This is a genomic window from Halomonas sp. 328 (assembly GCF_015645095.1).
GTDB lineage: Bacteria > Pseudomonadota > Gammaproteobacteria > Pseudomonadales > Halomonadaceae > Bisbaumannia.
Genome location: NZ_JADOTW010000009.1, coordinates 37,876 through 62,609 on the forward strand (window position 1 = coordinate 37,876; position 24,734 = coordinate 62,609).

General features: G+C 68.1%; 23 protein-coding genes. 19 read left to right on the forward strand and 4 right to left on the reverse strand.

The window, feature by feature from the left end:
• Positions 1-221 precede the first annotated feature (221 nt).
• The 18 genes from IHD13_RS05950 to IHD13_RS06035 all read left to right on the forward strand — a co-directional run bounded on the left by IHD13_RS05950 (position 222) and on the right by IHD13_RS06035 (position 20,489).
• Entirely contained in the window at positions 222-1,712 is a 1,491-nt protein-coding gene (locus IHD13_RS05950; RefSeq protein WP_195860123.1) for an NAD(P)H-hydrate dehydratase, read from the forward strand.
• Between the two features lie 9 nt (positions 1,713-1,721).
• A complete protein-coding gene (gene tsaE / locus IHD13_RS05955; protein ID WP_195860207.1) occupies positions 1,722-2,192 on the forward strand; it encodes a tRNA (adenosine(37)-N6)-threonylcarbamoyltransferase complex ATPase subunit type 1 TsaE in 471 nt (156 codons plus the stop codon).
• A gap of 40 nt (positions 2,193-2,232) precedes the next feature.
• Entirely contained in the window at positions 2,233-3,687 is a 1,455-nt protein-coding gene (locus tag IHD13_RS05960) for an N-acetylmuramoyl-L-alanine amidase (protein ID WP_195860124.1), read from the forward strand.
• A gap of 182 nt (positions 3,688-3,869) precedes the next feature.
• Positions 3,870-5,825: a DNA mismatch repair endonuclease MutL gene (mutL, locus tag IHD13_RS05965; RefSeq protein WP_195860125.1), complete on the forward strand. Its 1,956-nt coding sequence runs from the start codon at positions 3,870-3,872 to the stop codon at positions 5,823-5,825.
• Positions 5,825-6,766: a tRNA (adenosine(37)-N6)-dimethylallyltransferase MiaA gene (miaA, locus tag IHD13_RS05970; RefSeq protein ID WP_195860126.1), complete on the forward strand. Its 942-nt coding sequence runs from the start codon at positions 5,825-5,827 to the stop codon at positions 6,764-6,766. Before mutL ends, miaA begins: the two co-directional genes overlap by 1 nt.
• Before the next feature lie 114 nt (positions 6,767-6,880).
• Positions 6,881-7,126, forward strand: a complete 246-nt coding sequence (hfq, locus tag IHD13_RS05975; RefSeq protein ID WP_076747124.1) for an RNA chaperone Hfq — start codon at positions 6,881-6,883, stop codon at positions 7,124-7,126.
• A 14-nt stretch (positions 7,127-7,140) separates the two neighbouring features.
• Positions 7,141-8,460, forward strand: a complete 1,320-nt coding sequence (hflX, locus tag IHD13_RS05980) for a ribosome rescue GTPase HflX (RefSeq protein WP_195860127.1) — start codon at positions 7,141-7,143, stop codon at positions 8,458-8,460.
• Positions 8,461-8,569: 109 nt separating this feature from the next.
• Entirely contained in the window at positions 8,570-9,784 is a 1,215-nt protein-coding gene (hflK, locus tag IHD13_RS05985) for an FtsH protease activity modulator HflK (RefSeq protein ID WP_195860128.1), read from the forward strand.
• The gene (gene hflC, locus IHD13_RS05990) at positions 9,785-10,666 is read left to right on the forward strand and encodes a protease modulator HflC (protein WP_195860129.1); all 882 of its coding nucleotides are present in this window, start codon (positions 9,785-9,787) and stop codon (positions 10,664-10,666) included.
• A 235-nt stretch (positions 10,667-10,901) separates the two neighbouring features.
• Complete coding sequence (locus IHD13_RS05995; RefSeq protein ID WP_195860130.1) at positions 10,902-12,083, forward strand: ATP phosphoribosyltransferase regulatory subunit; 1,182 nt, start codon at positions 10,902-10,904, stop codon at positions 12,081-12,083.
• 60 nt (positions 12,084-12,143) lie between these two features.
• Entirely contained in the window at positions 12,144-13,439 is a 1,296-nt protein-coding gene (locus IHD13_RS06000) for an adenylosuccinate synthase (RefSeq protein ID WP_195860131.1), read from the forward strand.
• 228 nt (positions 13,440-13,667) lie between these two features.
• On the forward strand, positions 13,668-14,135 hold the full coding sequence (locus IHD13_RS06005; RefSeq protein WP_146803295.1) for an SUF system Fe-S cluster assembly regulator: 468 nt from the start codon (positions 13,668-13,670) through the stop codon (positions 14,133-14,135).
• A 46-nt stretch (positions 14,136-14,181) separates the two neighbouring features.
• Complete coding sequence (gene sufB / locus IHD13_RS06010; RefSeq protein ID WP_195860132.1) at positions 14,182-15,624, forward strand: Fe-S cluster assembly protein SufB; 1,443 nt, start codon at positions 14,182-14,184, stop codon at positions 15,622-15,624.
• Between the two features lie 178 nt (positions 15,625-15,802).
• Positions 15,803-16,555, forward strand: coding sequence for a Fe-S cluster assembly ATPase SufC (gene sufC, locus IHD13_RS06015; RefSeq protein ID WP_195860133.1), 753 nt, complete (start codon positions 15,803-15,805; stop codon positions 16,553-16,555).
• Entirely contained in the window at positions 16,552-17,898 is a 1,347-nt protein-coding gene (gene sufD / locus IHD13_RS06020) for a Fe-S cluster assembly protein SufD (protein ID WP_195860134.1), read from the forward strand. Before sufC ends, sufD begins: the two co-directional genes overlap by 4 nt.
• Before the next feature lie 3 nt (positions 17,899-17,901).
• Positions 17,902-19,155 carry a cysteine desulfurase gene (locus tag IHD13_RS06025; RefSeq protein ID WP_195860135.1) on the forward strand — a complete coding sequence of 418 codons (1,254 nt, stop codon included), beginning with the start codon at positions 17,902-17,904 and terminating at the stop codon, positions 19,153-19,155.
• Positions 19,156-19,186: 31 nt separating this feature from the next.
• A complete protein-coding gene (gene sufT / locus IHD13_RS06030) occupies positions 19,187-19,750 on the forward strand; it encodes a putative Fe-S cluster assembly protein SufT (protein WP_442786561.1) in 564 nt (187 codons plus the stop codon).
• 19 nt (positions 19,751-19,769) lie between these two features.
• Entirely contained in the window at positions 19,770-20,489 is a 720-nt protein-coding gene (locus IHD13_RS06035; protein WP_195860137.1) for a SanA/YdcF family protein, read from the forward strand.
• Between the two features lie 144 nt (positions 20,490-20,633).
• Here IHD13_RS06035 and IHD13_RS06040 read toward each other — a convergent pair whose 3' ends face one another.
• The 4 genes from IHD13_RS06040 to IHD13_RS06055 form a co-directional block, all read right to left on the reverse strand.
• A complete protein-coding gene (locus IHD13_RS06040) occupies positions 20,634-21,074 on the reverse strand; it encodes a hypothetical protein (protein ID WP_195860138.1) in 441 nt (146 codons plus the stop codon).
• Positions 21,075-21,235: 161 nt separating this feature from the next.
• On the reverse strand, positions 21,236-22,144 hold the full coding sequence (gene rimK, locus IHD13_RS06045) for a 30S ribosomal protein S6--L-glutamate ligase (RefSeq protein ID WP_195860139.1): 909 nt from the start codon (positions 22,142-22,144) through the stop codon (positions 21,236-21,238).
• 18 nt (positions 22,145-22,162) lie between these two features.
• Entirely contained in the window at positions 22,163-22,600 is a 438-nt protein-coding gene (locus IHD13_RS06050) for an ATP-dependent zinc protease family protein (RefSeq protein WP_195860140.1), read from the reverse strand.
• Positions 22,601-22,618: 18 nt separating this feature from the next.
• Positions 22,619-23,650, reverse strand: a complete 1,032-nt coding sequence (locus IHD13_RS06055) for a DUF3549 family protein (RefSeq protein WP_195860141.1) — start codon at positions 23,648-23,650, stop codon at positions 22,619-22,621.
• A 308-nt stretch (positions 23,651-23,958) separates the two neighbouring features.
• On the opposite strand from IHD13_RS06055, the gene IHD13_RS06060 reads away from it, so the two are divergent.
• Complete coding sequence (locus IHD13_RS06060) at positions 23,959-24,723, forward strand: amino acid ABC transporter substrate-binding protein (RefSeq protein ID WP_195860142.1); 765 nt, start codon at positions 23,959-23,961, stop codon at positions 24,721-24,723.
• Positions 24,724-24,734: the final 11 nt, after the last annotated feature.

Genomic DNA, 24,734 nt, shown 5'->3' on the forward strand with positions numbered 1-24,734 from the left:
ACCCTACACTAGACTCAAATCCTCGTCATGGAGAGTCATGATGCCGTACAGTCCCTCTCTCTGGCGTGAGGCCCGGGGCTACCCTGGGGCAGGCCTTCGCGAAGACGCTGTAGACCCATCCCTGGGCGCTCGACTTTTTCGTCCCTGAAAAAGACGCTTCGCTCCGACCTGTCCCCAGCGCCCCTCAGCAAGATTTACTGCGATGGCGAAGGGAGGCAACAATGAATCCAGGCAGGTCGCTCTATCTGGCCGAACAGGTTCGCGAGCTGGATCGGCGTACCATCGCCGCCGGCACCGAGGGCTTCGCCCTGATGCAGAAGGCGGCCCAGGCCGCCTTTCGCGTGCTGCGGGCCCGCTGGCCCGAGGCGCGGTCGCTGAGCGTGCTGTGCGGCGCCGGCAACAACGCCGGCGATGGCTATGTGATGGCGGCCCTGGCCGCCGAGGAGGGGCTGGCGGTGCAGCTGCTGGCGCTGCGTCCGGTCGAGCGGCTCGACGGCGATGCCGCCCGGGCCGCGCAACTCGCCGCCTCGGCCGGCGTCGCGATAACGCCCTGGACGGCCCAGGCAGTGCTGGAGGGCGAGGTGATCGTCGATGCCCTGCTCGGCACGGGGCTCAGCGGCGAGGTGCGCGAGCCCTTCCTGGGCGCCATCCGGCGGATCAACGCCGCCGAACGTCCGGTGCTGGCGGTGGATATTCCCTCCGGGCTTTGCGCCGATAGTGGCGCCGTGCTGGGTGCGGCGGTCTCGGCCAGTGTCACCGTCACCTTTATCGGCGACAAGCTGGGGCTGCATACCGGCGCCGGCCCGGCGCGGGTCGGTGAGCTGCGCTTCAAGCGCCTCGGCGTCGATGCCGAGGCCCATGGCGACCTGGTGCCGGTGGCGCGACTCGGCGACGAGGCGCTGATCGCCGGGGCCCTGCCGGCGCGCCCCCGGGATGCCCACAAGGGCGATTGCGGTCACCTGCTGGTGATCGGGGGGGCACCGGGGTTCGGCGGCGCGGCCCTGCTGGCCGCCGAGGCGGCGGCGCGGCTCGGGGCCGGTAAGGTGAGCCTGGCCACGGCGCCGGAGCATGTGACCGCCAGCCTGGTGCGCTGTCCCGAGGTGATGGTCCACGGCGTGCGCGGCGCGCCGGAGGCCGTGTCCCTGCTGGAAGCCGCCGATGCCATCGTGGTGGGGCCTGGCCTGGGGCAGGGGCCCTGGGGGCAGGGGCTGCTGCAGGCGGCCCTGGCGGCGGGCAAGCCGCTGGTGGCGGATGCCGATGCCCTCAACCTGCTGGCCCGGGGGCGGATCGAGGCCCGCCCGCCGGCCTGGATCCTCACACCCCACCCGGGGGAGGCGGCACGGCTACTGGGTCGCGACACCGCCAGCGTGCAGGGCGATCGCGCCGGCAGCCTGCGTGCCATCGCCGCGGATTTCGCCGCCGTGGTGCTGCTCAAGGGGGCGGGGAGCCTGGTCGGCGAGGCCGGCGGTGCGCCCCTGACGCTCTGCCCCTTCGGCAACCCCGGCATGGCCAGTGGCGGCATGGGCGATGTGCTCTCCGGCATCCTGGGGGCCCTGCTGGCCCAGGGGGTGGCGCCGCGTCTCGCCGCCGAGGCGGGCATGCTGCTGCATGCCCGGGCCGCGGACCTCGCCGCCCAGGCCGAGGGCGAGCGTGGTCTGCTGGCCGGCGATCTGGCATCCTATGCGCGACGCTTGGCCAATGGGGTGGGATAGAGCGAGATGATGCGGGTCAGACTGCGGGATGAAGAGGCCCAGGTGGCCTTCGGTGAGGCCCTGGGCCAGGCCCTGGCAGGGCAGGGACGGGTTTACCTCAGTGGTGACCTGGGGGCCGGCAAGACCACCCTGACCCGGGGGATCCTGCGTGCCCATGGCCACCGGGGCGCGGTGAAGAGTCCCACCTATACCCTGGTGGAACCCTATGAACTGGGCGAGTGGCGCCTCTACCATTTCGATCTCTATCGCCTCGGCGACCCGGAGGAGCTGGAATTCATCGGTGCCCGGGATCTCTTCGAGGAGGATTGCCTGTGCCTGGTGGAGTGGCCCAGCCGCGGCGAGGGCTGGCTGCCGTCGCCGACCCTGGAGATTCACCTGCGCCTGGTCGAGCCGGGGCGCGAGGCGGAGTTGATCGCCGGCGATGCCCGGGGCGAGGCACTGCTGGCGCGTCTCGCCGAACGCTGGCCCGCCGCCGACTGAGACCTGGCCCTTTCCAACACATGGATGATCGGATACCCGCATGACTCGAGGAGTGTTGCCAAGCCGCCGATTCGCTCGCCTCGCCGGCGTGTTGCTGCCGTTGCTCGCCCTGGCGCTATTGATTGGCCAGCCGGCGCGGGCCGCCGTGGTGGATAACCTGCGCCTCTGGGCGGCCCCGGATCATGCGCGCCTGGTCTTCGACCTGTCGTCACCGGCCGAGGCCAATGTGTTCACCCTGGAGAATCCCCGGCGCCTGGTGATCGACCTGCCCAGCAGTCGACTGGCGGCGGATCCGGCGCGCCTCGACCTGACGGGAAGCGCCATCAGCGCGGTGCGCAGCGGGGTGCGCGACGGCGATGGCTTGCGCATCGTCCTCGACCTGGAACGTGAGGTGGCGCCACGCCATTTCAGCCTGGCGCCCAATGACCAGTACGGCCACCGCCTGGTGGTGGACCTGGAGTACCCTGGCGAGAGTGCCGTGGAGGACCCCATCGACCCCATCGAGGCGATGATTCGCGAGCAGGAGATGGCCGCCCGGGCGGGGGAGGCGCCGGCGGTCGACGAGTCGGCGGTGGCGCTCCAGCAGGCCCAGCCCCACCCCCGGCGCGATATCATCATCGCCATCGACCCGGGCCATGGCGGTGAGGACCCCGGTGCCATCGGCCCTGCCGGCACCCGCGAGAAGGACGTGGTGTTGCAGATCGGCCGGCGCCTGCAGCGCCTGGTGGACGAGACCCCGGGCTTCCGGGCGGTGATGATCCGTGACGGCGACTACTATGTGGGCCTGCGTCAGCGCATCCGTATTGCCCGGGAGCAGCGCGCCGACTTCTTCGTCTCGGTGCACGCCGATGCCTTCAACAGCCCGCGTCCCCAGGGTAGCTCCGTCTATGCGCTCTCCCAGAGCGGTGCCACCTCCGAGGCGGCCCAGTGGCTGGCCGATAGCGAGAACCGCGCCGACCTGATCGGCGGCGTCGATGGCGGGCTGTCGCTGAACGATCACGATGAGGTGCTGCGGGGGGTGCTGATGGACCTGACCCTGACCGCTACCCTCAACGACTCCCTGTCCATCGGCGGCCAGGTGCTGGAGCGCCTGGGGCGCGTCAATCGCCTGCACAAGTCGCGGGTGGAGCAGGCCGGCTTCGTGGTGCTCAAGTCGCCGGATATCCCCTCCCTGCTGGTGGAGACCGGCTTTATCTCCAACCCGGACGAGGAGCGCCGCCTGCGTGATTCGAGCCACCAGCAGGGGCTCGCCGAGGCGATCTTCGCCGGGGTGCGCGAGCACTTCCAGCGCAACCCTCCCCCGACCAGCCTGCTGGCCTGGCAGCGTGACCAGAACCGTGGTGGCGGCAGCAACGAATACCGTATCCAGCCCGGCGATACCCTTTCGGAGATCGCCGCCCGCCACCGGGTCCCCCTGGGGACCCTGAAGCAGGTCAACGAGATCAACGGCGACGTGATCCGGGTCGGCCAGGTGCTGCGGATACCGCAATCCTGACCCCTTCGGGGGAGCTGTAAGCCATAAGCTGTAAGCTATAAGAAAAACCGTTGCCACTGATGAGGTTGGTGGCAGTATCTCGGCTTCCGGCTTCCGGCTTCCGGCTTCCGGCTTCCGGCTTCCGGCTTCCGGCTTCCGGCTTCCGGCTTCCGGCTTCCGGCTTTTAGTTTGTGTGGAGTGTTATGACCCAACAGCGACCCATACGCATCCTCGACCCCCGGCTGGCCAACCAGATTGCCGCCGGCGAGGTGGTGGAACGCCCCGCCTCGGTACTCAAGGAGCTGGTGGAGAACGCCGTGGATGCCGGCAGCCGGCGTATCGAGCTGGAGCTGGAGGCCGGTGGCGCGCGGCTGATCCGGGTGCGCGACGATGGCGGCGGCATCGCCGAGGCGGACCTCCCGCTGGCGCTGTCTCGCCACGCCACCAGCAAGATCGCCTCCCTGGAGGAGCTGGAAGGGGTGGCCAGCCTCGGTTTCCGGGGCGAGGCGCTGGCCTCCATCGCCTCGGTGTCGCGGCTGGAGCTGATCTCCAATACCGCCGAGGATCCCCAGGCAGGTTGGCGGGTGGTGGCCGAGGGGCGCGAGATGGAACCCCGGGTGACCCCGGCGCCTCACCCCCGGGGCACCACGGTGACGGTGCGCGACCTCTTCTTCAATACCCCGGCGCGGCGCAAGTTCCTGCGTACCGAGAAGACCGAATTCGGCCACGCCGAGGAGGCCTTCCGCCGCCTGGCGCTGTCCCGCTATGACATCGGCTGGAGCCTGCGCCATAACCAGAAGACCCTGCACCAGCTACGCCCCGCCGCGGACGTCGCCGGCCGCGAGCGGCGTATCGCCGCCCTGCTCGGCAAGGGGTTCCTGGAGAACGCCCTGGCCCTGGACCTGGAGGCCAACGGCCTGCGCCTGTGGGGCTGGGTGGGCCTGCCCACCTTCTCCCGGGCCCAGGCCGACCAGCAGTATTTCTTCGTCAACGGCCGGGTGGTCCGCGACCGCCTGGTGGCCCACGCCATTCGCCAGGCCTACCGGGACGTGCTCTTCCATGGGCGTCACCCGGTCTTCGTGCTCTACCTGGAGCTCGACCCCAGCGTGGTGGACGTCAATGTGCACCCCACCAAGCACGAGGTGCGCTTCCGGGATGGCCGCCTGGTCCACGATTTCCTCTTCTCCAGCCTGCATCGGGCCCTGGGCGAGGCGCGCCCCGGCCAGCAGGATGCCGAGGAAGCGCCGGAGGAGGGCGGTGAGGCGAGCGCCGAGGCGCCCGGCGTGGCCGAGGCGGCGCCGCGCTGGCAGCAGCAGCCCATGGCCCTGGGCAGTGGCGACGAGGGGCGCGAGCGCCACCCGGGCGCCGACAAGGTGCGCCAGTTCATGGCGGGCTATCGGGCGTTGCATCCCGATCACGAGGAGAGCCTGCTGACGCCCCAGCCGGCGCCCCCCGGCGGCGCGGCGGCGACCCTGGCCCGGGGGGAGTCGGGGCAGGTGAGCGTCGCCTCGGCCCCCCGCCCCATGGCGACGCCTGCCGAGCGGCCGAGCCTGCCGGAGGAAGACCCCACCCAGGCGCCGCCCCTGGGTTATGCCATCGCCCAGCTGCAGGGCGTCTATATTCTCGCCCAGGGGCGCCGCGGCCTGGTGGTGGTGGATATGCACGCCGCCCATGAACGCATCACCTACGAGCGCCTCAAGAGCCAGGTGCATGGCGGGGCCCTGGAGGCCCAGGCGCTGCTGGTGCCGGTGTCGCTGGCGGCCAGCGCCGCCGAGGTGGCCACCGCCGAGGCGGAGCGGGAGGCCTTCGCCCGCCTGGGGGTGGAGCTGGACGTGGCCGGCCCCGAGACCCTGCTGGTGCGCCAGGTGCCGACCCTGCTGGCGGAGGCCGACGTGGAACCGCTGATTCGCGACATGCTCGGCGACCTGGAACGCTACGGGCGTTCGGACCGCCTCGAGGCGCATATCAACGAGCTGCTGGCCACCATGGCCTGCCACGGCAGCGTGCGCGCCAACCGCAAGCTGTCGATCGCCGAGATGAATGCCCTGCTGCGGGACATGGAGCGCACCGAGCGCAGCGGCCAGTGCAATCACGGTCGCCCCACCTGGTTCGAGATGTCGATGCATGAGCTCGACAAGCGCTTTTTGAGGGGGCAGTGATGAACGACGACCGTCGGCCGCCGGCGATCCTGCTGATGGGCCCCACCGCCGCCGGCAAGACCGACCTGGCCATCGCCCTCCACGAGCGGCTGGACTGCGAGCTGATCAGCGTCGACTCGGCGCTGATCTATCGCGGCATGGATATCGGCACCGCCAAGCCTTCGGCGGCGGAGCTGGCCCGGGCCCCCCACCGCCTGGTGGATATCCGCGACCCCGCCGAGGCTTACAGCGCCGCCGAGTTCCGCGAGGATGCCCTGGCGGCGATGCATGAGATCACCGCCGCCGGCCGGGTGCCGCTGCTGGTGGGGGGCACCATGATGTACTACAAGCGCCTGCTGGAGGGCGTGGCGGAGATGCCGGCCGCCGACCCGGCGCTGCGTGCCGAGCTGGAGGCGGAGGCCGAGCGTCGCGGGCTCGTCGCCCTGCACGAGGAGCTGGCGCGGGTCGACCCCGTGCTCGCCGCCGAGCTGCACCCGCATAATCGCCAGCGCCTGCTTCGGGCCCTGGAGGTCTATCGGCTCAGCGGCCGGCCGCTCAGCGCCCTCTGGGCGGAGCAGCGCCGGGAAACCTTGCCCTGGCGCACGCTGTCGATAGGGGTGGCACCCGCCGAGCGGGCCGTCCTGCACGAGCGCATCGGGCGGCGCTTCGAAGCGATGCTGGCCGAGGGCTTCCTCGACGAGGTGGCGGCGCTCCAGGCGCGGGGGGACCTGCACCTGGATCTGCCCTCCATGCGCTGCGTGGGGTATCGCCAGGCGTGGGAGTACCTCGAGGGGCGCTATGACCGGGATACCCTGATCGCCAGAGGGACGGCGGCCACCCGCCAGCTCGCCAAGCGCCAGTTGACCTGGCTGCGGGGCTGGCCGGAGTTGCACTGGGTGGATAGCCAGCAAGCGGATGCCCTGGCGCGGGTCCTGAAACTCGTGCGCCGCTTTAGTAGTTAGCGTAAGATACGGTGTTCGGTTGGCCGCTTGCCGCGCCGTATGCTCGGGCCGCCCCTGGTCGGCGGTCCATATAACATGACATCAATGCCAAAAGAGACAGTTAGGGAGAGCAAAATGTCCAAAGGACAGTCCCTTCAAGACCCGTATCTGAACATCCTGCGCAAGGAGCGTATTCCGGTGTCCATCTTCCTGGTCAACGGTATCAAGCTGCAGGGTCAGATCGAGTCCTTCGACCAGTTCGTTATTCTGCTGCGTAACACCGTGAGCCAGATGGTTTACAAGCACGCCATCTCCACCGTGGTGCCGTCCCGCAATGTGCGCCTGCCGGCGCAGGATCCCGCGGCGGCGCAGGAATCTTGATCGCGAGGTAGTGATTGTTTTTTGAACGCCCCGACGCCGGTGAAACGGCGATCCTCGTCCATGTCGACTTCCAGGACGAACGCGAGCGCGAAGATCCGGGTGAATTCCTGGAGCTGGTGCGTTCCGCCGGCGCCGAGCCGGCTACCCTGCTCAGTGGTAGCCGGCATCGGCCCGATTCCCGCACCTTTATCGGCAGCGGCAAGCTCGAGGAGCTGCGCGAGCTGCTGGCGGTGCACCATGCCGAACTGGTGATCTTCAACCACGGCCTGAGCCCCTCCCAGGAGCGCAACCTGGAGCGGAGCCTCAAGTGCCGGGTGCTCGATCGTACCGGCCTGATTCTCGATATCTTCGCCCAGCGGGCGAGGACCCACGAAGGCAAGCTGCAGGTCGAGCTGGCCCAGCTGGAATACATGTCCACCCGCCTGGTGCGTGGCTGGACCCACCTGGAGCGCCAGAAGGGCGGTATCGGCCTGCGCGGCCCCGGTGAGACCCAGCTGGAGACCGACCGTCGCCTGCTGCGGGCCCGCATCAAGGCGATCCACAAGCGCCTCGACAAGGTGCGCAGTCAGCGCGACCAGAACCGCCGCGCCCGGGCTCGGGCCGAGATTCCCAGCGTCTCCCTGGTGGGCTACACCAACGCCGGCAAATCAACGCTCTTCAACGCGCTCACCGAGTCCGGCGTCTATGCCGCCGACCAGCTCTTCGCTACCCTCGACCCCACCCTGCGCCGTCTCGAGATCGACGACGTGGGCCCGGTGGTGCTGGCGGACACGGTGGGCTTTATCCGCCACCTGCCCCACAAGTTGGTGGAGGCCTTCCGGGCCACCCTCCAGGAGGCCGCCGAGGCGACCCTGCTGGTGCATGTGATCGATGCCGCCGACCCCGACCGGGAGCTCAACGTGGAGCAGGTCGAGGCGGTGCTCAAGGAGATCGGTGCCGACCAGATTCCTTGCCTGCGGGTGATGAACAAGATCGACCTGCTCGATAGCGCGCCACGCATCGAACGCGATGGCGAAGGGCGTCCCGAGGTGGTGTGGCTCTCGGCCCAGAGCGGCCAGGGGCTGGAGCTGCTGGGCGAGGCCCTCTCCGGCTGCCTGGCCGGTGACGTGGTGGACACCGAGCTCTCCCTGGCGCCGAGCCAGGGGCGCCTGCGGGCCGCCCTGCACGAGCTGGGTGCGGTGCGTCAGGAACACTTCGACGAGCAGGGCCGGACCCGGCTCGAGGTGCGCCTGCCACGGCGTGACTTTTTGCAGTTGATGGCGCGCCTCGGCGAGAATGCCGACGACTACTTGCCGCCGGCGCAGCGCGAGGCGCGGGCGGAGTGGGAGCTCTAGCATGACGGAGTTCCTCGGAATGATGGCGTTGCGCTACGCCGGGTGATCGTCGAGGCGAGGCCCGGTAGACGGATTCAAGGCGATTCAATGCATAGTGTGGAGACGACGTATGGCTTGGAATGAGCCTGGTGGTGGCAAACAGCATGACCCCTGGAGCGGGGGCGGCCGTCGCGGTGGCGGCGGTGGTGGAGGTAACGGGGGCAATCAGGGCCCGCCCGACCTCGACGAGGCGCTGAAGAAGTTCCAGGACAAGCTCAATGGCATGCTCGGTGGCCGCGGTGGCAAGGGCGGTGGCGGCAAAGGCGGCAAGGGGGGCGGCGGTCGCCGCAACACCTTCGCCCTGCCGGGTCTATTGATCATCGTCGCCCTGGCGATCTGGGCCGCCTCGGGCTTCTATCTGGTCGATCAGTCCGAACGGGGCGTGGTGCTGCGTTTCGGCAAGTTCCAGGAAGTGGTCAGCCCGGGCCTGCACTGGAACCCGCCGTTGATCGATGACGTGCGCATGGTCAACGTCACCCGGGTGCGCTCGCTGACCCAGACCCAGTCGATGCTGACCCGCGACGAGAACATCGTCGAGGTCGAGATCTCGGCCCAGTACCAGGTCGCCAACCCCCGCGACTTCGTGCTCAACGTGCGTAATCCGCAGCTCTCCATCGAGAATGCCCTCGACTCCGCGCTGCGCCACGTGGTCGGTGGCACCGAGATGATCGATATCCTCACCTCCGGTCGTGAGATCCTGGGTAGCTCCGTGGCCAGCCGCCTGCAGTCCTACCTGGACAGCTACGGCACCGGTATCCGTCTGCAGACCATCAACATCGAGTCGACCTCGGCACCGGGGCCGGTGATCGATGCCTTCGACGACGTGATTCGCGCCCGCGAGGATCGTCAGCGCACCATCAACGAGGGCATGGCCTACGCCAACGCGGTGATTCCCGCCGCCCAGGGTCAGGCCCAGCGCATCATCGAGCAGGGCCAGGGTTATCGCGAGTCGGTGGTGGCCGAGGCTCAGGGTCAGGCCAACCGCTTCCTGTCGATGCTGACCGAGTACCAGAACGCGCCGGAGATCATGCGTGAGCGTCTCTACCTGGATGCCATCAGCGAGGTGCTGAGCGGCACCGACAAGGTACTGATGGACGTCAGTGACAATGCGCCTCTGATGTACCTGCCGCTGGATCAGCTGCGTTCCGGCCAGAGCGGCCGTTCCCAGGACGGCAGCCAGTACGATGACGACCAGCGCCTCGATCCCCAGGTGCTGGACCGGTTGCGCAGCAGCCAGACCCAGACGGGTAACCAGAGCAGCAGCATTCGCAGGGAGGGCCGCTAAGTGATCAATAACCGTTCCTTGCTGATCGTCGGCGGCCTGGCCGCCGTCGCCTGGCTGGCCAGCAACAGCCTCTATATCGTCGATGAGACCGAGCGCGCCGTGAAGCTGCGCTTCGGTGAGGTGATCGAGGAAAACATCCAGCCGGGGCTGCACTTCAAGGTGCCCATCACCCAGACGGTGCGCAAGTTCGACACCCGGGTGCTGACCCTGGACACCGACACCAGCCGTTACCTGACCCTGGAGCAGAAGGCGGTGATCGTCGACTCCTTCGTCAAGTGGCAGGTGGTCAACCCGACCCGCTACTACGAGGCCACCGCCGGTGACGAGATGATGGCCGTGCGCCTGATTCAGCCGCGGGTCGACGAGAGCCTGCGTAACGAGTTCGGTCGCCTCGACCTGCAGCAGATCATCGCCGAGCGACGCGATGACCTGATGACTGGTCCGACCCGCGACCTGGACAGCCTGCTGCGGGAAGAGCTGGGCGTGGCGATCCGTGACGTGCGGGTCAAGCGGATCGACCTGCCGGAGGACGTCTCCGCGGCGGTCTTCGACCGCATGCGCTCCGAGCGTGAGCGGGAGGCCCGCGAGTGGCGCGCCCAGGGTCAGGAAGAGGCCGAGCGGATTCGCGCCAACGCCGACCGCCGTCGCCAGGTGCTGCTGGCCCAGGCCAACGAGCGGGCCGAGACCCTGCGCGGTGAAGGCGACGCCGAGGCCGCGGCCATCTTCTCTCAGGCTTACCAGCAGGATTCGGAGTTCTTCTCCTTCTACCGCAGCCTGAATGCCTACCGGGAGACCTTCAGCGGTGGCGGCAACATGATGGTGCTGGAACCCTCCAGCGACTTCTTCCGCTACCTCAACAGCCCCCGGCCGACCGGCAACTGAGGTCGGTCCCCGGCGATGCCAGGCGCGTCGCCGGGGTTTATCCCGGGGCCAAACGTGGTAGACTCCCGAAACCGGGCGTGGCCCGGTTTTTTTGTGGCCCAAGCACAGGTTTTCGGGCCCCGAATTCCTTACGAGGCCCGGCGTGGGGCCATGCCGGGCGGCTTTCCGGCCCTTCCATGGGACGGCGCGCGGTCGCGCCATGCCCGGGCCAACGAATACTGGCAGGACAGAACACATGACCATCGCTGACCGCTGGCTGCTTCCCGACGGCATGGACGAAGTGCTGCCGCCTCAGGCGGCACGGATGGAGGAGCTGCGCCGTGGGCTGCTCGACCTCTATCACCGCTGGGGCTATGACCAGGTGATGCCGCCGCCCGTGGAGTTTCTCGACTCCCTGCTCACTGGGACCGGCACCGACCTGGAACTCCAGACCTTCAAGCTCACCGACCAGTTGACCGGCCGCATGATGGGCGTCAGCGCCGACGTCACCCCCCAGGTGGCGCGCATGGATGCCCACTCCCTGCATCGTCAGGGGCCGGTGCGGCTCTGCTACTGCACCAATGTACTGCGCGCCACCGCCGACCAGCACCAGGGCGGCCGCAGTCCGGTGCAGGTCGGCCTGGAGCTGTTCGGTCATGCCGGCCTCGAAGCCGACCTGGAGGTCCTGCGCCTGGCGCTGGAGTCCCTCTCCGCCGCCGGCGCCGGCGAGATGCACCTGGCCCTGGGCCATATCGGCATCTACCGCAGCCTGGTGCAGGCCGCCGAGCTGGAGCCGGCCCAGGAGCGCGCCCTGTTCGAGGCCCTGGAGCTGAAGTCTCCCGGCGAGGTGGCGGCCCGGGTCGCCGAGAGCGTCGAGGATCCGGTCCTGGCCGAGATGTTCCTGGCGCTGGTCCACCTGCATGGGGGGCCCGAGGTGCTGGAGCAGGCCCGTGCCGCCTTCGCCGAGGCGCCGGCTCCGGTGGGAGCGGCCCTGGACCAGCTGCGTGAGCTGTGTGCCGGGGTGGCCGCCGACTACCCCCGGGTGACCCTCTATTTCGACCTGGCGGAGCTGCGCGGCTATCAGTACCACACCGGCATGATGTTCGCCGCCTATGTGCCCGGCTACGGCCAGGCGCTCGCCAAGGGCGGGCGCTATGATGATACCGGTCGGGTCTTCGGCCGGGCGCGCCCGGCCACCGGCTTCTCCATGGACCTCAAGCTGCTGGCGTCGCTGGCGGTGGAGGAGCCCCCCTGCGACGGGATCTGGGCGCCCGCCGAGGAGGAGGCGGCCCTGGCCGAGGTGGTGGCTCGGCTGCGTCAGGACGGCGAGCGGGTGATCCAGGCATTGCCCGGTCAGCGCACCGGCCCGGCCGAGCACCGCTGCAATCGCCGGCTGGTGCGCCTGGGCGAGGATTGGCAGGTCTCCCCCCTGGCCTGAAAGGGGAGCGGGGCGCCCCCGGGCGCCATTGGCGGATTCTTCGATCAAGAGACGAGAGCAATGGGCAAGAACGTAGTCGTACTGGGCACCCAATGGGGTGATGAAGGCAAGGGCAAGGTCGTCGACCTGCTGACCGAGTCGGCCAGCGCCGTGGTGCGCTTCCAGGGGGGCCATAATGCCGGCCATACCCTGGTCATCGACGGCGAGAAGACCGTCCTGCACCTGATTCCCTCCGGGATCCTGCGTGACGACAAGACCTGCGTCATCGGCAACGGCGTGGTGCTGTCGCCGGAGGCGCTGATCAAGGAGATCCGCGAGCTGGAGGCCAAGGGTGTGCCGGTGCGCGAGCGCCTGCGTCTGTCGCCCTCCTGCCCGCTGATCCTGCCCTACCATGTGCGCCTGGATCAGGCCCGCGAGAAGGCTCGCGGCGTGGCCAAGATCGGCACCACCGGCCGTGGTATCGGTCCGGCCTACGAGGACAAGGTGGCGCGCCGCGGCCTGCGCCTGGGCGACATGCTGCACCGCGAGCGCTTCGCCTCCAAGCTGGGCGAGGTGCTCGACTACCATAACTTCGTGCTGACCCAGTATCACGGCGAGGCACCGGTGGACTTCCAGCAGGTGCTGGACGAGGCCCTGGAGATGGCCGAGGAGCTGCGCCCCATGGTCTGCGATGCCGTGGGCCTGGTCCACGACTTCCGCAAGAAGGGCGAGAACATCCTCTTCGAGGGCGCCCAGGGCTCGCTGCTGGATATCGACCACGGCACCTACCCCTTCGTGACCAGCTCCAACACCACCGCGGGTGGTACCGCCACCGGCTCCGGCGTGGGTCCCCTCTACCTGGACTACGTGCTGGGCATCACCAAGGCCTACACCACTCGGGTCGGCTCCGGTCCCTTCCCCACCGAGCTGTTCGACGAGTTCGGTCGCCACCTGGCGGAAAAGGGCCACGAGTTCGGCGCCACCACCGGCCGCGCCCGTCGCTGCGGCTGGTTCGACGCGGTGGCCCTGCGTCACGCGGTGCAGATCAACTCCGTCTCCGGCCTCTGCCTGACCAAGCTCGACGTCCTCGATGGGCTGGAGAATATCCGCGTCTGCGTGGGCTATCGCAGCAAGGATGGCGACGTCCTGGATACCCCGGTGGATTCCGAGGGCTACGAGGCCATCGAGCCGCTCTACGAGGACCTGCCCGGCTGGAGCGAGTCGACCCTGGGCGCCAAGCGCCTGGAAGAGCTGCCCGAGAACGCCCGCGCCTATATCCGCTACCTGGAGAAGCAGGTGGGCACGCCCATCGATATCATCTCCACCGGCCCGGATCGCAACGAGACCATCGTGCTGCGTAACCCGTTCGAAGGGTAAGTGGGTCGAGGTATAAGAGGGCGCCCCCGGGCGCCCTTTTTCGTGGGCAGTTGATAGGCGTTGCCAATGAGAATAATTGGCGTTAATGATCCGAACGCCGTCGAACCGGCGTCGATCATGGCGTTTTGCGTCGCCCCTCTTCACAAGTCGATCCATACAGGACTAAAATGGTACCCAATTCGAGCGGGGCGCCTGTGAGGCGCCCGTCACGGGGGTAGGGACAACGGCATGATGAAGCTCTCCAGGCTGACCGATTACGCCGCGGTGGTGATGGCCCAGATCGCCCGTCAGCCGCAGCAGCCCCATGCGGCGGCGGAGCTGGCCGAGGCGGTGAAGCTGCCGCACCCCACCGTCAGCAAGACCCTGAAGATGCTGGTCAAGGCCGGGCTCCTGGAGTCCCAGCGCGGTGCCCAGGGCGGCTATCGTCTGGCGCGACCGGCCCACGAGATCACCGCCATCGACATCATCACCGCCATCGAGGGCCCCGTGGCCATGACCGAGTGCAGTCAGAGCGATGGCGACTGCGACCTGCTCGATACCTGCGGGGTCGCCGACAACTGGCAGCGGGTCTCGCTGGCGGTGCGCACCCTGCTCGACAGCGTGACCCTGGCCCACCTGGCCCAGACCGCGCCCATCAAATTACCGGTCCGGCTGCCCATCCAGAGCATCGATCTGGGCGCCACCGCCGACACCTGAATTGCCCAAAGGGCTCGAACGCAACCGCCCGGGAGGGGGAAAGACCATGGCTAGTGAGGAAATGGAACAGCTGGTCCGTCGCGACTACAAGCAGGGCTTCGTGACCGATATCGAGAGCGATACGGTGCCGCCCGGTCTCGACGAGGGCACCATCGCCTTTATCTCCCAGAAGAAGGGCGAGCCGCAGTGGATGCTCGAGTGGCGCCTCAAGGCCTACCACCAATGGCTGAAGATGACGCCGCCCTCCTGGGCGCACCTCGATTATCCGCCCATCGACTACCAGGCGATCTCCTACTATAGCGCCCCCAAGAAGCCCGAGGATCGCCCCCAGAGCCTCGACGAGGTCGACCCCAAGCTGCTCGAGACCTACGAGAAGCTGGGCATCCCCCTGCATGAGCGGGCGGCGCTGGCCGGGGTGGCGGTGGACGCGGTCTTCGACTCGGTGTCGGTGACCACCACCTTCAAGGAGAAGCTCGCCGAGGCCGGGGTGATCTTCTGCTCCATCTCCGAGGCGATCCGCGAGCATCCGGAACTGGTCAAGCAGTACCTGGGTACCGTGGTGCCCACCTCGGACAACTACTTCGCCGCGCTCAACTCCGCGGTCTTCACCGACGGCTCCTTCGTCTTCGTGCCGGAAGGCGTGACCTGCCCCATGGAGCTCTCCACCTACTTCCGTATCAACGCCGCCAACACCGGCCAGTTCGAGCGCACCCTGATCATCTGCGAGAGCCGCGCCCAGGTCTCCTACCTGGAGGGCTGCACCGCGCCCCAGCGCGACGAGAACCAGCTCCACGCCGCGGTGGTCGAGCTGGTGGCCCTGGAAGACGCCTATATCAAGTACTCCACGGTGCAGAACTGGTACCCCGGCGACGAAGATGGCAAGGGCGGCATCTACAACTTCGTCACCAAGCGCGGTGACTGCCGCGGCGACCGCTCGCGGATCAGCTGGACCCAGGTCGAGACCGGCTCCGCCATCACCTGGAAGTACCCCTCCTGCGTGCTGCGCGGCAAGGACAGCATCGGCGAGTTCTACTCCGTGGCGGTGACCAACGGCCGCCAGCAGGCCGACACCGGCACCAAGATGATCCACCTGGGCGAGGGCAGCCGCTCCAGCATCATCTCCAAGGGGATCTCCGCCGGCCACAGCAACCAGGCCTACCGGGGCCTGGTGAAGATCGGCCCGCGGGCCAAGGGGGCGCGCAACTTCACCCAGTGCGACTCCCTGCTGATCGGCGACCAGTGCGGTGCTCACACCTTCCCCTACCAGGAGATCGGCAACGCCACCGCCACCGTGGAGCACGAGGCCACCACCTCGAAGATCGGCGAGGACCAGCTCTTCTACTGCCAGAGCCGGGGCATCTCCGAGGAGGACGCGGTGAGCATGATCGTCAACGGCTTCTGCAAGGATGTCTTCCAGGAGCTGCCGATGGAGTTCGCGGTGGAGGCCGAGGCCCTGCTCAACGTCACCCTGGAAGGCGCTGTCGGTTAAGGCAACGGCTGCACGACGCCGGCCTCCTGTAGGAGCCCGCTTCAGCGGGCGAAAGGTTTCCTCCGCGAGGCCGGCCTGTGCCCCGAAACCATCGCTGATAACGCGCCTAGTCCGCCGTCAAGCCATATAACGTTTCCCCAGTCGCCGCGGCGGCTGGCCAGATCAAAAGGTAGTCACGATGCTCGAAGTCAAGGATCTCCACGTCACGGTCGAGGGCAAGCATATCCTCAAGGGCCTCAACCTCACCGTCGCGGCGGGCCAGGTGCACGCCATCATGGGCCCCAACGGCGCCGGCAAGTCGACCCTCTCGGCGGTGATCGCCGGCAAGGAGGGCTATGAGGTGACCCAGGGCAGCATCACCTTCGACGGCCAGGACGTGCTGGAGATGGAGATCGAGGAGCGCGCCAGGGCCGGCCTGCTGCTGGGCTTCCAGTACCCGGTGGAGATTCCCGGGGTGAAGAACATCTACCTGCTCAAGGCGGCCCTCAACGCCAAGCGCGAGGCCGAGGGACTGGGCGAGATCCCGGCGCCGGAATTCATGAAGCTGATCAAGGAGAAGATCGCCTTCATGAAGATGGACGCCAGCTTCCTGCAGCGCGCCGTCAACGAGGGCTTCTCCGGCGGCGAGAAGAAGCGCAACGAGATTTTGCAGATGCTGGTGCTGCAGCCCAAGCTGGCACTGCTCGACGAGATCGATTCCGGCCTCGACATCGATGCCATGAAGGTGGTGGCCGATGGCGTCAACTCCCTGCGCGCCGCGGATCGCGCCATCCTCATGGTCACCCACTACCAGCGCCTGCTCGACCATATCACCCCCGACGTGGTGCATGTGCTGGTGGATGGCCGCATCGTCAAGTCCGGCGATGCGGAGCTCGCCAAGGAGCTCGAGGCGCGGGGTTATGACTGGGTGCTGGAGGAGTCTGCGGCATGAGTGAGGTACAAGGCTTTCTCGACCGCCTGAGCGAGCGCGCCGCGACCCGCGGCGCCGAGCCCACCTGGATCGCCGCCCGGCGCCAGGCGGGGGCGGCACGCTTCGAGGCGCTGGGCTTCCCGGACCGCAAGGTGGAGGCCTGGAAATACACCGACGTGCGTGGCATCGCCCGGGGCGATTTCGCTCTGGCCGAGTCGGCGGAGTTCTCGCCGGCCAGCGCCGCGGCCCTGACCCTGCCTATCGCGGCCCACCGCCTGACCTTCGTCGACGGCCTCTTCGCCCCGGCCCTCTCCGACCTGGGCGAGCTGCCCGCCGGCGTCAGCGTCGAGCCCCTCTCGCAGGCCCTGGCGGCCAATCACGAAGCGGTGGGCGGTGCCCTGGGGCGCCTGGCCGGGGTCGACTTCTCGCCCTTCACGGCCCTCAATACCGCCTTCGCCGAGGAGGGGGCGGTGATTCGCCTGGCCCCCGGCGCGGTGGTGGAACGCCCCATCGTCCTGCAGTTTCTCTCCTCGGCCCGGTCGGCGCCGGTGATGAGCCATCCGCGGGTGCTGGTGGAGGCCGGGGCGCGCAGCCAGGCGACCCTGATCGAGCATCAGGTGGGGGAGGAGGGCGCCGCCAACTTCTCCAACCTGGTCAGCGAGCTGCTGCTGGAACGGGGCGCCATCCTCACCCATTACAAGCTCCAGGAGCTGCCCCAGGGCGATCACCACATCGCCAGCCTGCATGTGGATCAGGCCCGGGACAGCCGCTTCACCTCCTTCAACCTCAACCTGGGCGGGGCCCTGGCGCGCAACGATATCGTCACCGACCTCAATGGCCAGGGTGCCGAGGCCAACTTCTTCGGCCTCTTCTTCGGTCAGGGCCGCCAGGTGCTGGACACCCATACCCTGGCCAACCACAACGCCCCCCTGACCTTCTCCAATGAGAACTACAAGGGCATCCTCGACGACCGCGCCCGGGGCATCTTCAACGGCAAGGTCATCGTCAAGCGCGACAGCCAGAAGATCGAGGCCCACCAGAACAACGCCAACCTGCTGCTCTCCGACCGGGCCGAGATCGATACCAAGCCGGAGCTGGAGATCTACGCCGACGACGTCAAGTGCTCCCACGGCGCCACCACCGGTCAGCTCGATCAGGAGGCGATCTTCGCCCTGCGTGCGCGGGGCATCGACGAGGCCACCGCCCGGGGCCTGCTGACCCTGGCCTTCGCCGGCGAGGTGATGGAGCGGGTGGCCATCGACGCCGTGGCCGAGCGGGTCGAGCTGGCGGTGGCCGGCAAGCTGCCGGAGCGTTTCAACCTGGCCGGGCTGGTGGAAGCCGCCGTGGCCCTGCACGAGGAGTAAGCCATGAGCGATCTCGCCGTCTCCGCCGAGGCGACCGTGCTGGATGTGGCCCGGGTGCGCCGCGACTTCCCGATCCTCGACCGGGAAGTGCATGGCAAGCCGCTGATCTACCTGGATAACGCTGCTACCAGCCAGACGCCCATCCAGGTCATCGACTGCCTGGACGACTACTACCGTCGGCTCAATGCCAATATCCATCGCGGCCTGCATACCCTGGCCGACGAGGCCACCGCCGCCTTCGAGGGCAGCCGCGACAAGGTGCGCGACTTCCTGGGCGCCGCCGACCGCCGCGAGATCGTCTTTACCCGGGGCACCACCGAGGCCATCAATCTGGTGGCCAACGGCTGGGGCCGGGCGCACCTGAGCGCCGGCGACGAGGTGCTGGTGTCGCGCATGGAGCACCACTCCAATATCGTGCCCTGGCAGCTGCTGGCCGAGGAGCTCGGCATCGTTATCAAGGTGATTCCGGTGGACGAGCGTGGCGTGCTGGACCTCGCCGCCTATCGCGCCCTGTTCACCGAGCGCACCAAGCTGGTGGCGGTAAACCATGTCTCCAACGCCTTCGGCACCATCAATCCGGTGCGCGAGCTGGCCGAGGAGGCCCATCGCCATGGGGCCCTGATCCTGGTGGACGGGGCCCAGGCGACGCCGCACCAGGTGGTGGATGTCCAGGCCATCGGCGCCGATTTCTACGCCTTCTCCGGCCACAAGGTGTATGGCCCCACCGGCATCGGTGCCCTCTACGGGCGCCTCGAGCTGCTCGAGGCGATGCGCCCCTGGCAGGGGGGCGGCGAGATGATCGCCACCGTCTCCTTCGAGGCCGGTACCACCTATGCGCCGGTGCCCCACAAGTTCGAGGCCGGGACCCCGGCCATCGCCGAGGGCGTGGCCCTGGGCGCCGCCCTCGACTGGGTGACCGCCACCGGCCTCGAGGCCATCGGCGCCTGGGAAGACCAACTGCTGAGGCGTGCCACCGAAGGGGTGTCGCGGATCGATGGCCTGCGCCTGCTCGGCACCGCCCCGAACAAGGCCGGGGTGCTCTCCTTCGTGGTGGAGGGCGCCCACGCCCAGGATATCGGCCTGCTGATCGATCAGCTGGGGGTGGCGATTCGTACCGGACACCACTGTGCCCAGCCGCTGCTGGCCCAGTTCGGCGTCGATGCCACCTGTCGCGCCTCCTTCGCTGCCTACAACACCCTCGACGAGGTGGACGCCTTCGTGGCCGCCCTGGAGCGGGTGATCGGCATGGTGCGCTAAGCGAACGTCAAAGGAGCGGGAGATGTCGGCGATGGAACAACTGGAGGGCTTGCACAAGGGGCAGGAATTGCCGCTGCAGCGGGACGTGGCGGTGATCTCCATCCCCTTCGGCAAGACCATTACCCTGCCCGAGGACAGTGTCGTCTCGGTGATGCAGGCCAAGGGCAGTTCGGTAAGCGTGGCCCATGAGGGGCGCCTCTACCTGGTGGAGGGTGCCAACCTGGACGCCCTGGGCCTCGAGGCCCTGCCGCGGCCGACCCTGCCCGAGGACGCCACGGACGAGGAGATCGAGGCCTTCGTCTGGGAGCAGTTGCGCACCTGCTTCGACCCGGAGATCCCGGTCGATATCGTCGAACTGGGGCTGGTCTACGGCTGCCGTATCGAGCGCCTGATCAGCGGCGAGCGCATCGTCACCATTCGCATGACCCTGACCGCCCCGGGCTGCGGCATGGGCGACGTGATCGCCGCCGATGCCCGCAACAAGATCCTCGGTGCGCCGCAGATCAGCCAGGTGCATGTGGATATCGTCTTCGATCCGCCCTGGAGCCGTGAGATGATGAGCGACGAGGCCAAGCTGGAGCTTGGCATGTTCTAGGCTTTGCGCAGGGGCGGCCATGCGGCGCTGGATGATCACCATCCTCAGGAGAAGTCTGATAACGCTGGCGGGCGCAGGCCTGCTGGCGTTTTTGCTGCTCCTGGGGGCCAATGCCTGGGTGCTGGGCAAGACCCAGGCGCGTATCGAGCACGAGCTGCCGCTCTGTGCGGCGGCCCCGGTGGGCATCGTCTTCGGTACCTCCCACTGGACCCGCAGCGGTCGCCCCAATCCCCACTTCGAGGCGCGCATGAGCGCCGCCGCCCGCCTGGTGCGCCTGCAGCGGGTGGAACATCTGCTGCTCTCCGGCGATAACCGCACCCGCTTCTATAACGAGCCCCAGGCCATGTGGCAGAACCTCAACGCCCGTCATGTGCCCAGCGAGGCGATGACCCTGGACTTCGCCGGCTTCAGCACCTACGACACCCTGGCCCGGGCCCGGGACGTCTTCGGCGTCGAGCGGGCGCTGCTGGTCACCCAGGGCTGGCACCTGCCCCGGGCGCTGTTTATCGCCGATGCCCTGGGGCTCGAGGTGCAGGGCTGTGCCACCCCGGCGGAGCCGGTGGCGGGGCTCTGGCGCTTGCAGCTACGGGAGTGGCTGGCCCGGGCGCGGACCCTGGGGGATCTCTATGTGTGGGGACGCGAGCCGTATTTCCTGGGTCCCCTCGAGCCGCTGCCGGTCACGCCCCTGGGGCGGGAGACGGGCGAAGCGGCGGATGAAGAGGAGGGAGCCGCCCGCTAGTTTGCCTGGGTCCCCTGCCGGTCACGCCCCTGGGGCGGGAGGAGTCAGTCAGAATGAAGAAGGAAGAGCGAAGAAGAGGCGTTCAAACAGCAGGCCCGCCATGATCGGCGTGCCTGCGGCGTATGGGGCTGAGGTAGGCGTCGCCTAGCGGCGCTGCTTCTGCAGCCGGTAGAGCTCGCGGATCAGCGCACGGCAGCCCTTGAGGCAGCGCTCGATCACCGGCTCGATGGCATCCGGCAGGGGGTGGGTATAGAGGGTCGCCAGGGACTGCATCAGGCCCCGCTCCTGTTCCAGCAGCTCGTTGATCAGCACCTGACTGTCGTTGCCCACGAAGCTCTTCAGGCGACTCCAGAGCCACAGGTAGTCGTCCCGCTCCACGTCGGCGTCCCGGGGCAGGATGCGCAGGTACTTGCGAGCCATCTCGCGCAGCTCGTCCAGGTCCGTGCGGCGCTGCTCATAGTGGGGCTTGAGGGTATCGCGCAGGGTCGGGCGCAGGCGCTCGAGGTTGTCCTGGAAGTAGTCGAGACTATCGGCCAGCGCTTCCAGCACGCTGTCCATCGCCACCTGGCGATTATCGAGAAACATGAGCAGTCACCTCCTCCGGTGACGCAGATTGTGCGGGGGGAAACACTGTTTTTCTACCCCCCGAGGATAATATTTTACGCTTTATGCACCTTTGGTATCGGCCAGCCCGCTGCGGCCTTGAGGCGAGCTGACAAATTGCTACGTTTCGGCTCGCCTGTCGATCATCCCTTGGGCTTGGGCGGTGCCTTGCGGGCCGGTGCGGCATGCTTCTCGATATGTTCGATGATCAGGCCGGCGATGTCCTTGCCGGTGGCCGACTCGATGCCCTGCAGGCCGGGCGAGGAGTTGACCTCCATGATCACCGGCCCATGGTTGGAGCGTAGCAGGTCGACGCCGGCCACCCGCAGGCCCATGGCCTTGGCGGCGCGAATCGCCGTGGAGCGCTCCTCCGGGGTGATGCGAATCACGCTGGCGGTACCGCCCCGATGCAGGTTGGAGCGGAACTCGCCTTCGGCGGCCTGGCGCTTCATGGAGGCCACCACCTTGTCGCCGATGACCAGGCAACGGATATCGGCGCCCTTGGCCTCCTTGATGTACTCCTGAACCATGATATTGGTCTTCATGCCCATAAAGGCCTGGATCACCGACTCGGCGGCCTGGTTGGTCTCCGCCAGGACCACGCCGATGCCCTGGGTGCCTTCCAGCAGCTTGATCACCAGGGGGGCGCCCTTGACCATGGTGATCAGGTCGGGGATATCGTCCGGCGAGTGGGCGAAGCCGGTGATCGGCAGGCCCAGCCCCTTGCGGGAGAGCAGCTGCAGGGAGCGCAGCTTGTCCCGGGAGCGGGTGATGGCCACCGAATCATTGAGCACATAGGTGCCCATCATCTCGAACTGTCGCAGCACCGCACAGCCATAGAAGGTCACCGAGGCGCCGATGCGGGGGATCACCGCATCGAAGGGCTCGATCTCCTCCCCCTTGTAGTGAATCGAGGGGCGGTGCGAGGCGATGTTCATGTAGCAGCGCAGGGTGTCCACCACCCGGGCCGTGTGGCCGCGTTGTTCGGCCGCTTCCACCAGGCGGCGCGTGGAGTAGAGATTGCGGTTACGCGACAGCAGGGCGATATGCATCGAGGTTCTCCGTGCCCCTCAGGGCTCACCGTGGAGGAAAGTGGCATCCGGGGCGACCAGCAGGCCACGCATGGCGCGGCGTCCCAGCAGCATGGGGTGGCGCATATTGGCGCGATTGCTCAGGGTGAGCTGGACCGGATACTCCAGCTCACCGAGGCGCATGGGGGTGCGAATCACATAGCGCCACTCGGCCTGGCCATTGGAGCTGGTCACCTGGCGGCGGTCGTGGAGGTGCAGCTTGAACGGGTGCGCCGGGCTCGAGGGGCCGCCGGCCCGGGTGGTGAAGCTGACCCAGACATGGCCGTCCTCCTCGAAGGACTCGATGTCCTCGGCATGCAGCGAGGAGGTACGGGCCCCGGTGTCGATCTTGCAGCAGAAACTGAGCCCCAGCTCGGGCAGGGTGACGACTTCGCGGCGGCCGATCACCGCCTTGACCGCATAGGGTGGCGCTTTCATGCTCCTCTCCTCCAGGCCTTAATGGGGGGCGCGTCTGAGGCCGCCCAGGCGGGCGGCGATCGCCGATTCCGGTGGCGCCTGGCGCAGGGTCATCAGTACCGGCAGGCGCAGCCGGGGGATCAATGCCAGGTCCCGGGCCAGGGCGGTGAAATCGGCCTGGGGCGCCTCCGCCAGCCGGGTCAGGAAGCGTGGCAGGCGCTGGCCATCCTCCAGGGCTTCCCAGCCCCGGGCCGCCATGGCCGCCAGCAGGTCGGGGCCGCAGGCATTCGGATCCGCCAGCAGGGCGTCGTACCAGGCCGCCACCCGCGCCGCCGGCCCACGACTCTGGGCGCGGACGCAGGCACACAGGGTCTCCAGGTCGCCTTCGTCGGCCGCCCGCTCGCCGCGTCGGCGCAGGGCGTCGGCCAGGCGCTCGGCCATCGCCACATGCTCTAGACATTGGCACAGGGGGCGCAAGACCTCCACCGGCAGGCTATCCAGGCGGGCCGCCAGGCGCTCGGCCTGGTCGGCGTCATGGCGCACCGCGAAGTCCGCCAGGCCCTGCAGGCCCAGGGACTGCCAGTGCTCGGCCTGGTCGCCGCCCAGGTAGGCCTCGGCCAGCTCCAGGTGCTGGCTGGCGGGACGCTCCAGGTCATGGCTGGCCCGGGCATGCAGCAGCGCCTGGAAGGGCAGCGAGGGGGTGAAGGCCAGGGGGTTGTCGCGCATCAGGTGGTCGGCCTCGTCGCGGGCCTCGCCGAGGCGCCGCACGTTGCGTCCCAGGGTCTCCAGCAGGCGCTGGATAAAGGCGTCCCGGGGGGCCGGCGAGAGCAGGCCTTGCTCGTCCAGGGGCAGGGCCAGGAACCAGATCAGCGGCTCCGGGGCATCACCCAGGGTGAAGACGCAGGCCAGTCGCGCCTGGCCCTGCCAGGGTTCGGCCCAGGGCGCCTCCAGGGCCTCGAAGCGGGCCAGCTCCTCCATCGTCAGGGGAGTCACCCGGCGCCCCAGGTGGTAGAGGCGCACCTCGGCGCCGCTGCGCGCGAAGAAATCATGCAGGCTGTGAATCGGCGTCATCTCGGCTCCTCCCCCGTCTCGAGTCGCGCACTGTACCGCGGGCAGGGCGCCTTGTCAGCCGTGGTGTTGGAGGAAATGCCGGCCTCGCTTCCCGGTGGGGGTGATCAAGAAATAGTCACTTCTCCCCAGGCACCATGACGGCTCGGGATCGGCTCCTTGTCCAGGGGTTATCCACAGCCTGATTCAGGGCTTCTGTGGGTTTCTTGCGATGAAGAGGGCGGCATCCGGGGGCACCAGATATTTTTCTGCAGGTAATAACCTATTATAATTTTTATTCCTTAAAGTTATTTTATTCCCAGGAGAAACCCATGCTTCGCTCGCTCTCCCTCGCTACCCTGCTCGCCGCCGGCCTGGCCGTGACGGGCACGGCCGGCGCCGATACTCATGATGAGACACTCCGGGTCGGCATGTCCGGGGGCTATTTCCCCTTTACCTTCGTGCGCCAGGATGTCCTGCAGGGCTTCGAGGTGGACGTCATGGAGGCCGTGGGCGAGGTGCTCGAGGTGGAGGTGGATTTCGTCACCGCCAACTTCTCCGGCCTGTTCGGCATGCTGGAGTCCGGGCGCATCGATACCATTGCCAATCAGATCACCATCACCGCGGAACGCGAGGCCAAGTACCTGTTCACCGCCCCCTATGTCTACGACGGGGCCCAGGTGGTGACCCGTCGTGGCAACGACGAGGTCGACGGGGTCGAGGCCCTGCGCGGCAAGCGGGTGGCGGTCAACCTGGGCTCCAACTACGAACAGCTGTTGCGCGAGCTGCCCTATGCCGACGAGATCGATATCCGCACCTACGAGAGCAATATCGAGCAGGATACCGCCCTGGGCCGGGTCGATGCCTTCGTCATGGACCGGGTCAGTGCCAGCCAGGTGATCCAGGAGACGCCGCTGCCGCTGCAACTGGCCGGCCACCCCTTCTCCGAGATTCGCAACGCCCTGCCGTTCCGCGATGACGAGGCGGGGCGCGAGTGGCACGAGCGGGTCGACGCCGCCCTGGAGGCGCTGCGCGAGCAGGGGCGCCTGGCCGAGATCTCCGAGCGCTGGTTCGGCACCGACATCACCCGTCCCTGAGTGGAGGGCCC

Bases quoted from the DNA above. Each gene is read 5' to 3' on its own strand.
- IHD13_RS06025 (WP_195860135.1), top strand. From the start codon at position 17,902: ATGAGCGATCTCGCCGTCTCCGCCGAGGCGACCGTGCTGGATGTGGCC.
- tsaE (WP_195860207.1), top strand. From the start codon at position 1,722: ATGCGGGTCAGACTGCGGGATGAAGAGGCCCAGGTGGCCTTCGGTGAG.
- sufT (WP_442786561.1), top strand. From the start codon at position 19,187: ATGGAACAACTGGAGGGCTTGCACAAGGGGCAGGAATTGCCGCTGCAG.
- IHD13_RS06035 (WP_195860137.1), top strand. From the start codon at position 19,770: ATGCGGCGCTGGATGATCACCATCCTCAGGAGAAGTCTGATAACGCTG.
- rimK (WP_195860139.1), bottom strand. From the start codon at position 22,144: ATGCATATCGCCCTGCTGTCGCGTAACCGCAATCTCTACTCCACGCGC.
- IHD13_RS05960 (WP_195860124.1), top strand. From the start codon at position 2,233: ATGACTCGAGGAGTGTTGCCAAGCCGCCGATTCGCTCGCCTCGCCGGC.
- IHD13_RS06000 (WP_195860131.1), top strand. From the start codon at position 12,144: ATGGGCAAGAACGTAGTCGTACTGGGCACCCAATGGGGTGATGAAGGC.
- IHD13_RS06040 (WP_195860138.1), bottom strand. From the start codon at position 21,074: ATGTTTCTCGATAATCGCCAGGTGGCGATGGACAGCGTGCTGGAAGCG.
- IHD13_RS06005 (WP_146803295.1), top strand. From the start codon at position 13,668: ATGATGAAGCTCTCCAGGCTGACCGATTACGCCGCGGTGGTGATGGCC.
- IHD13_RS06055 (WP_195860141.1), bottom strand. From the start codon at position 23,650: ATGACGCCGATTCACAGCCTGCATGATTTCTTCGCGCGCAGCGGCGCC.
- mutL (WP_195860125.1), top strand. From the start codon at position 3,870: ATGACCCAACAGCGACCCATACGCATCCTCGACCCCCGGCTGGCCAAC.
- IHD13_RS06050 (WP_195860140.1), bottom strand. From the start codon at position 22,600: ATGAAAGCGCCACCCTATGCGGTCAAGGCGGTGATCGGCCGCCGCGAA.
- miaA (WP_195860126.1), top strand. From the start codon at position 5,825: ATGAACGACGACCGTCGGCCGCCGGCGATCCTGCTGATGGGCCCCACC.
- hfq (WP_076747124.1), top strand. From the start codon at position 6,881: ATGTCCAAAGGACAGTCCCTTCAAGACCCGTATCTGAACATCCTGCGC.
- sufB (WP_195860132.1), top strand. From the start codon at position 14,182: ATGGCTAGTGAGGAAATGGAACAGCTGGTCCGTCGCGACTACAAGCAG.
- sufD (WP_195860134.1), top strand. From the start codon at position 16,552: ATGAGTGAGGTACAAGGCTTTCTCGACCGCCTGAGCGAGCGCGCCGCG.
- IHD13_RS05995 (WP_195860130.1), top strand. From the start codon at position 10,902: ATGACCATCGCTGACCGCTGGCTGCTTCCCGACGGCATGGACGAAGTG.
- sufC (WP_195860133.1), top strand. From the start codon at position 15,803: ATGCTCGAAGTCAAGGATCTCCACGTCACGGTCGAGGGCAAGCATATC.
- IHD13_RS05950 (WP_195860123.1), top strand. From the start codon at position 222: ATGAATCCAGGCAGGTCGCTCTATCTGGCCGAACAGGTTCGCGAGCTG.
- IHD13_RS06060 (WP_195860142.1), top strand. From the start codon at position 23,959: ATGCTTCGCTCGCTCTCCCTCGCTACCCTGCTCGCCGCCGGCCTGGCC.
- hflK (WP_195860128.1), top strand. From the start codon at position 8,570: ATGGCTTGGAATGAGCCTGGTGGTGGCAAACAGCATGACCCCTGGAGC.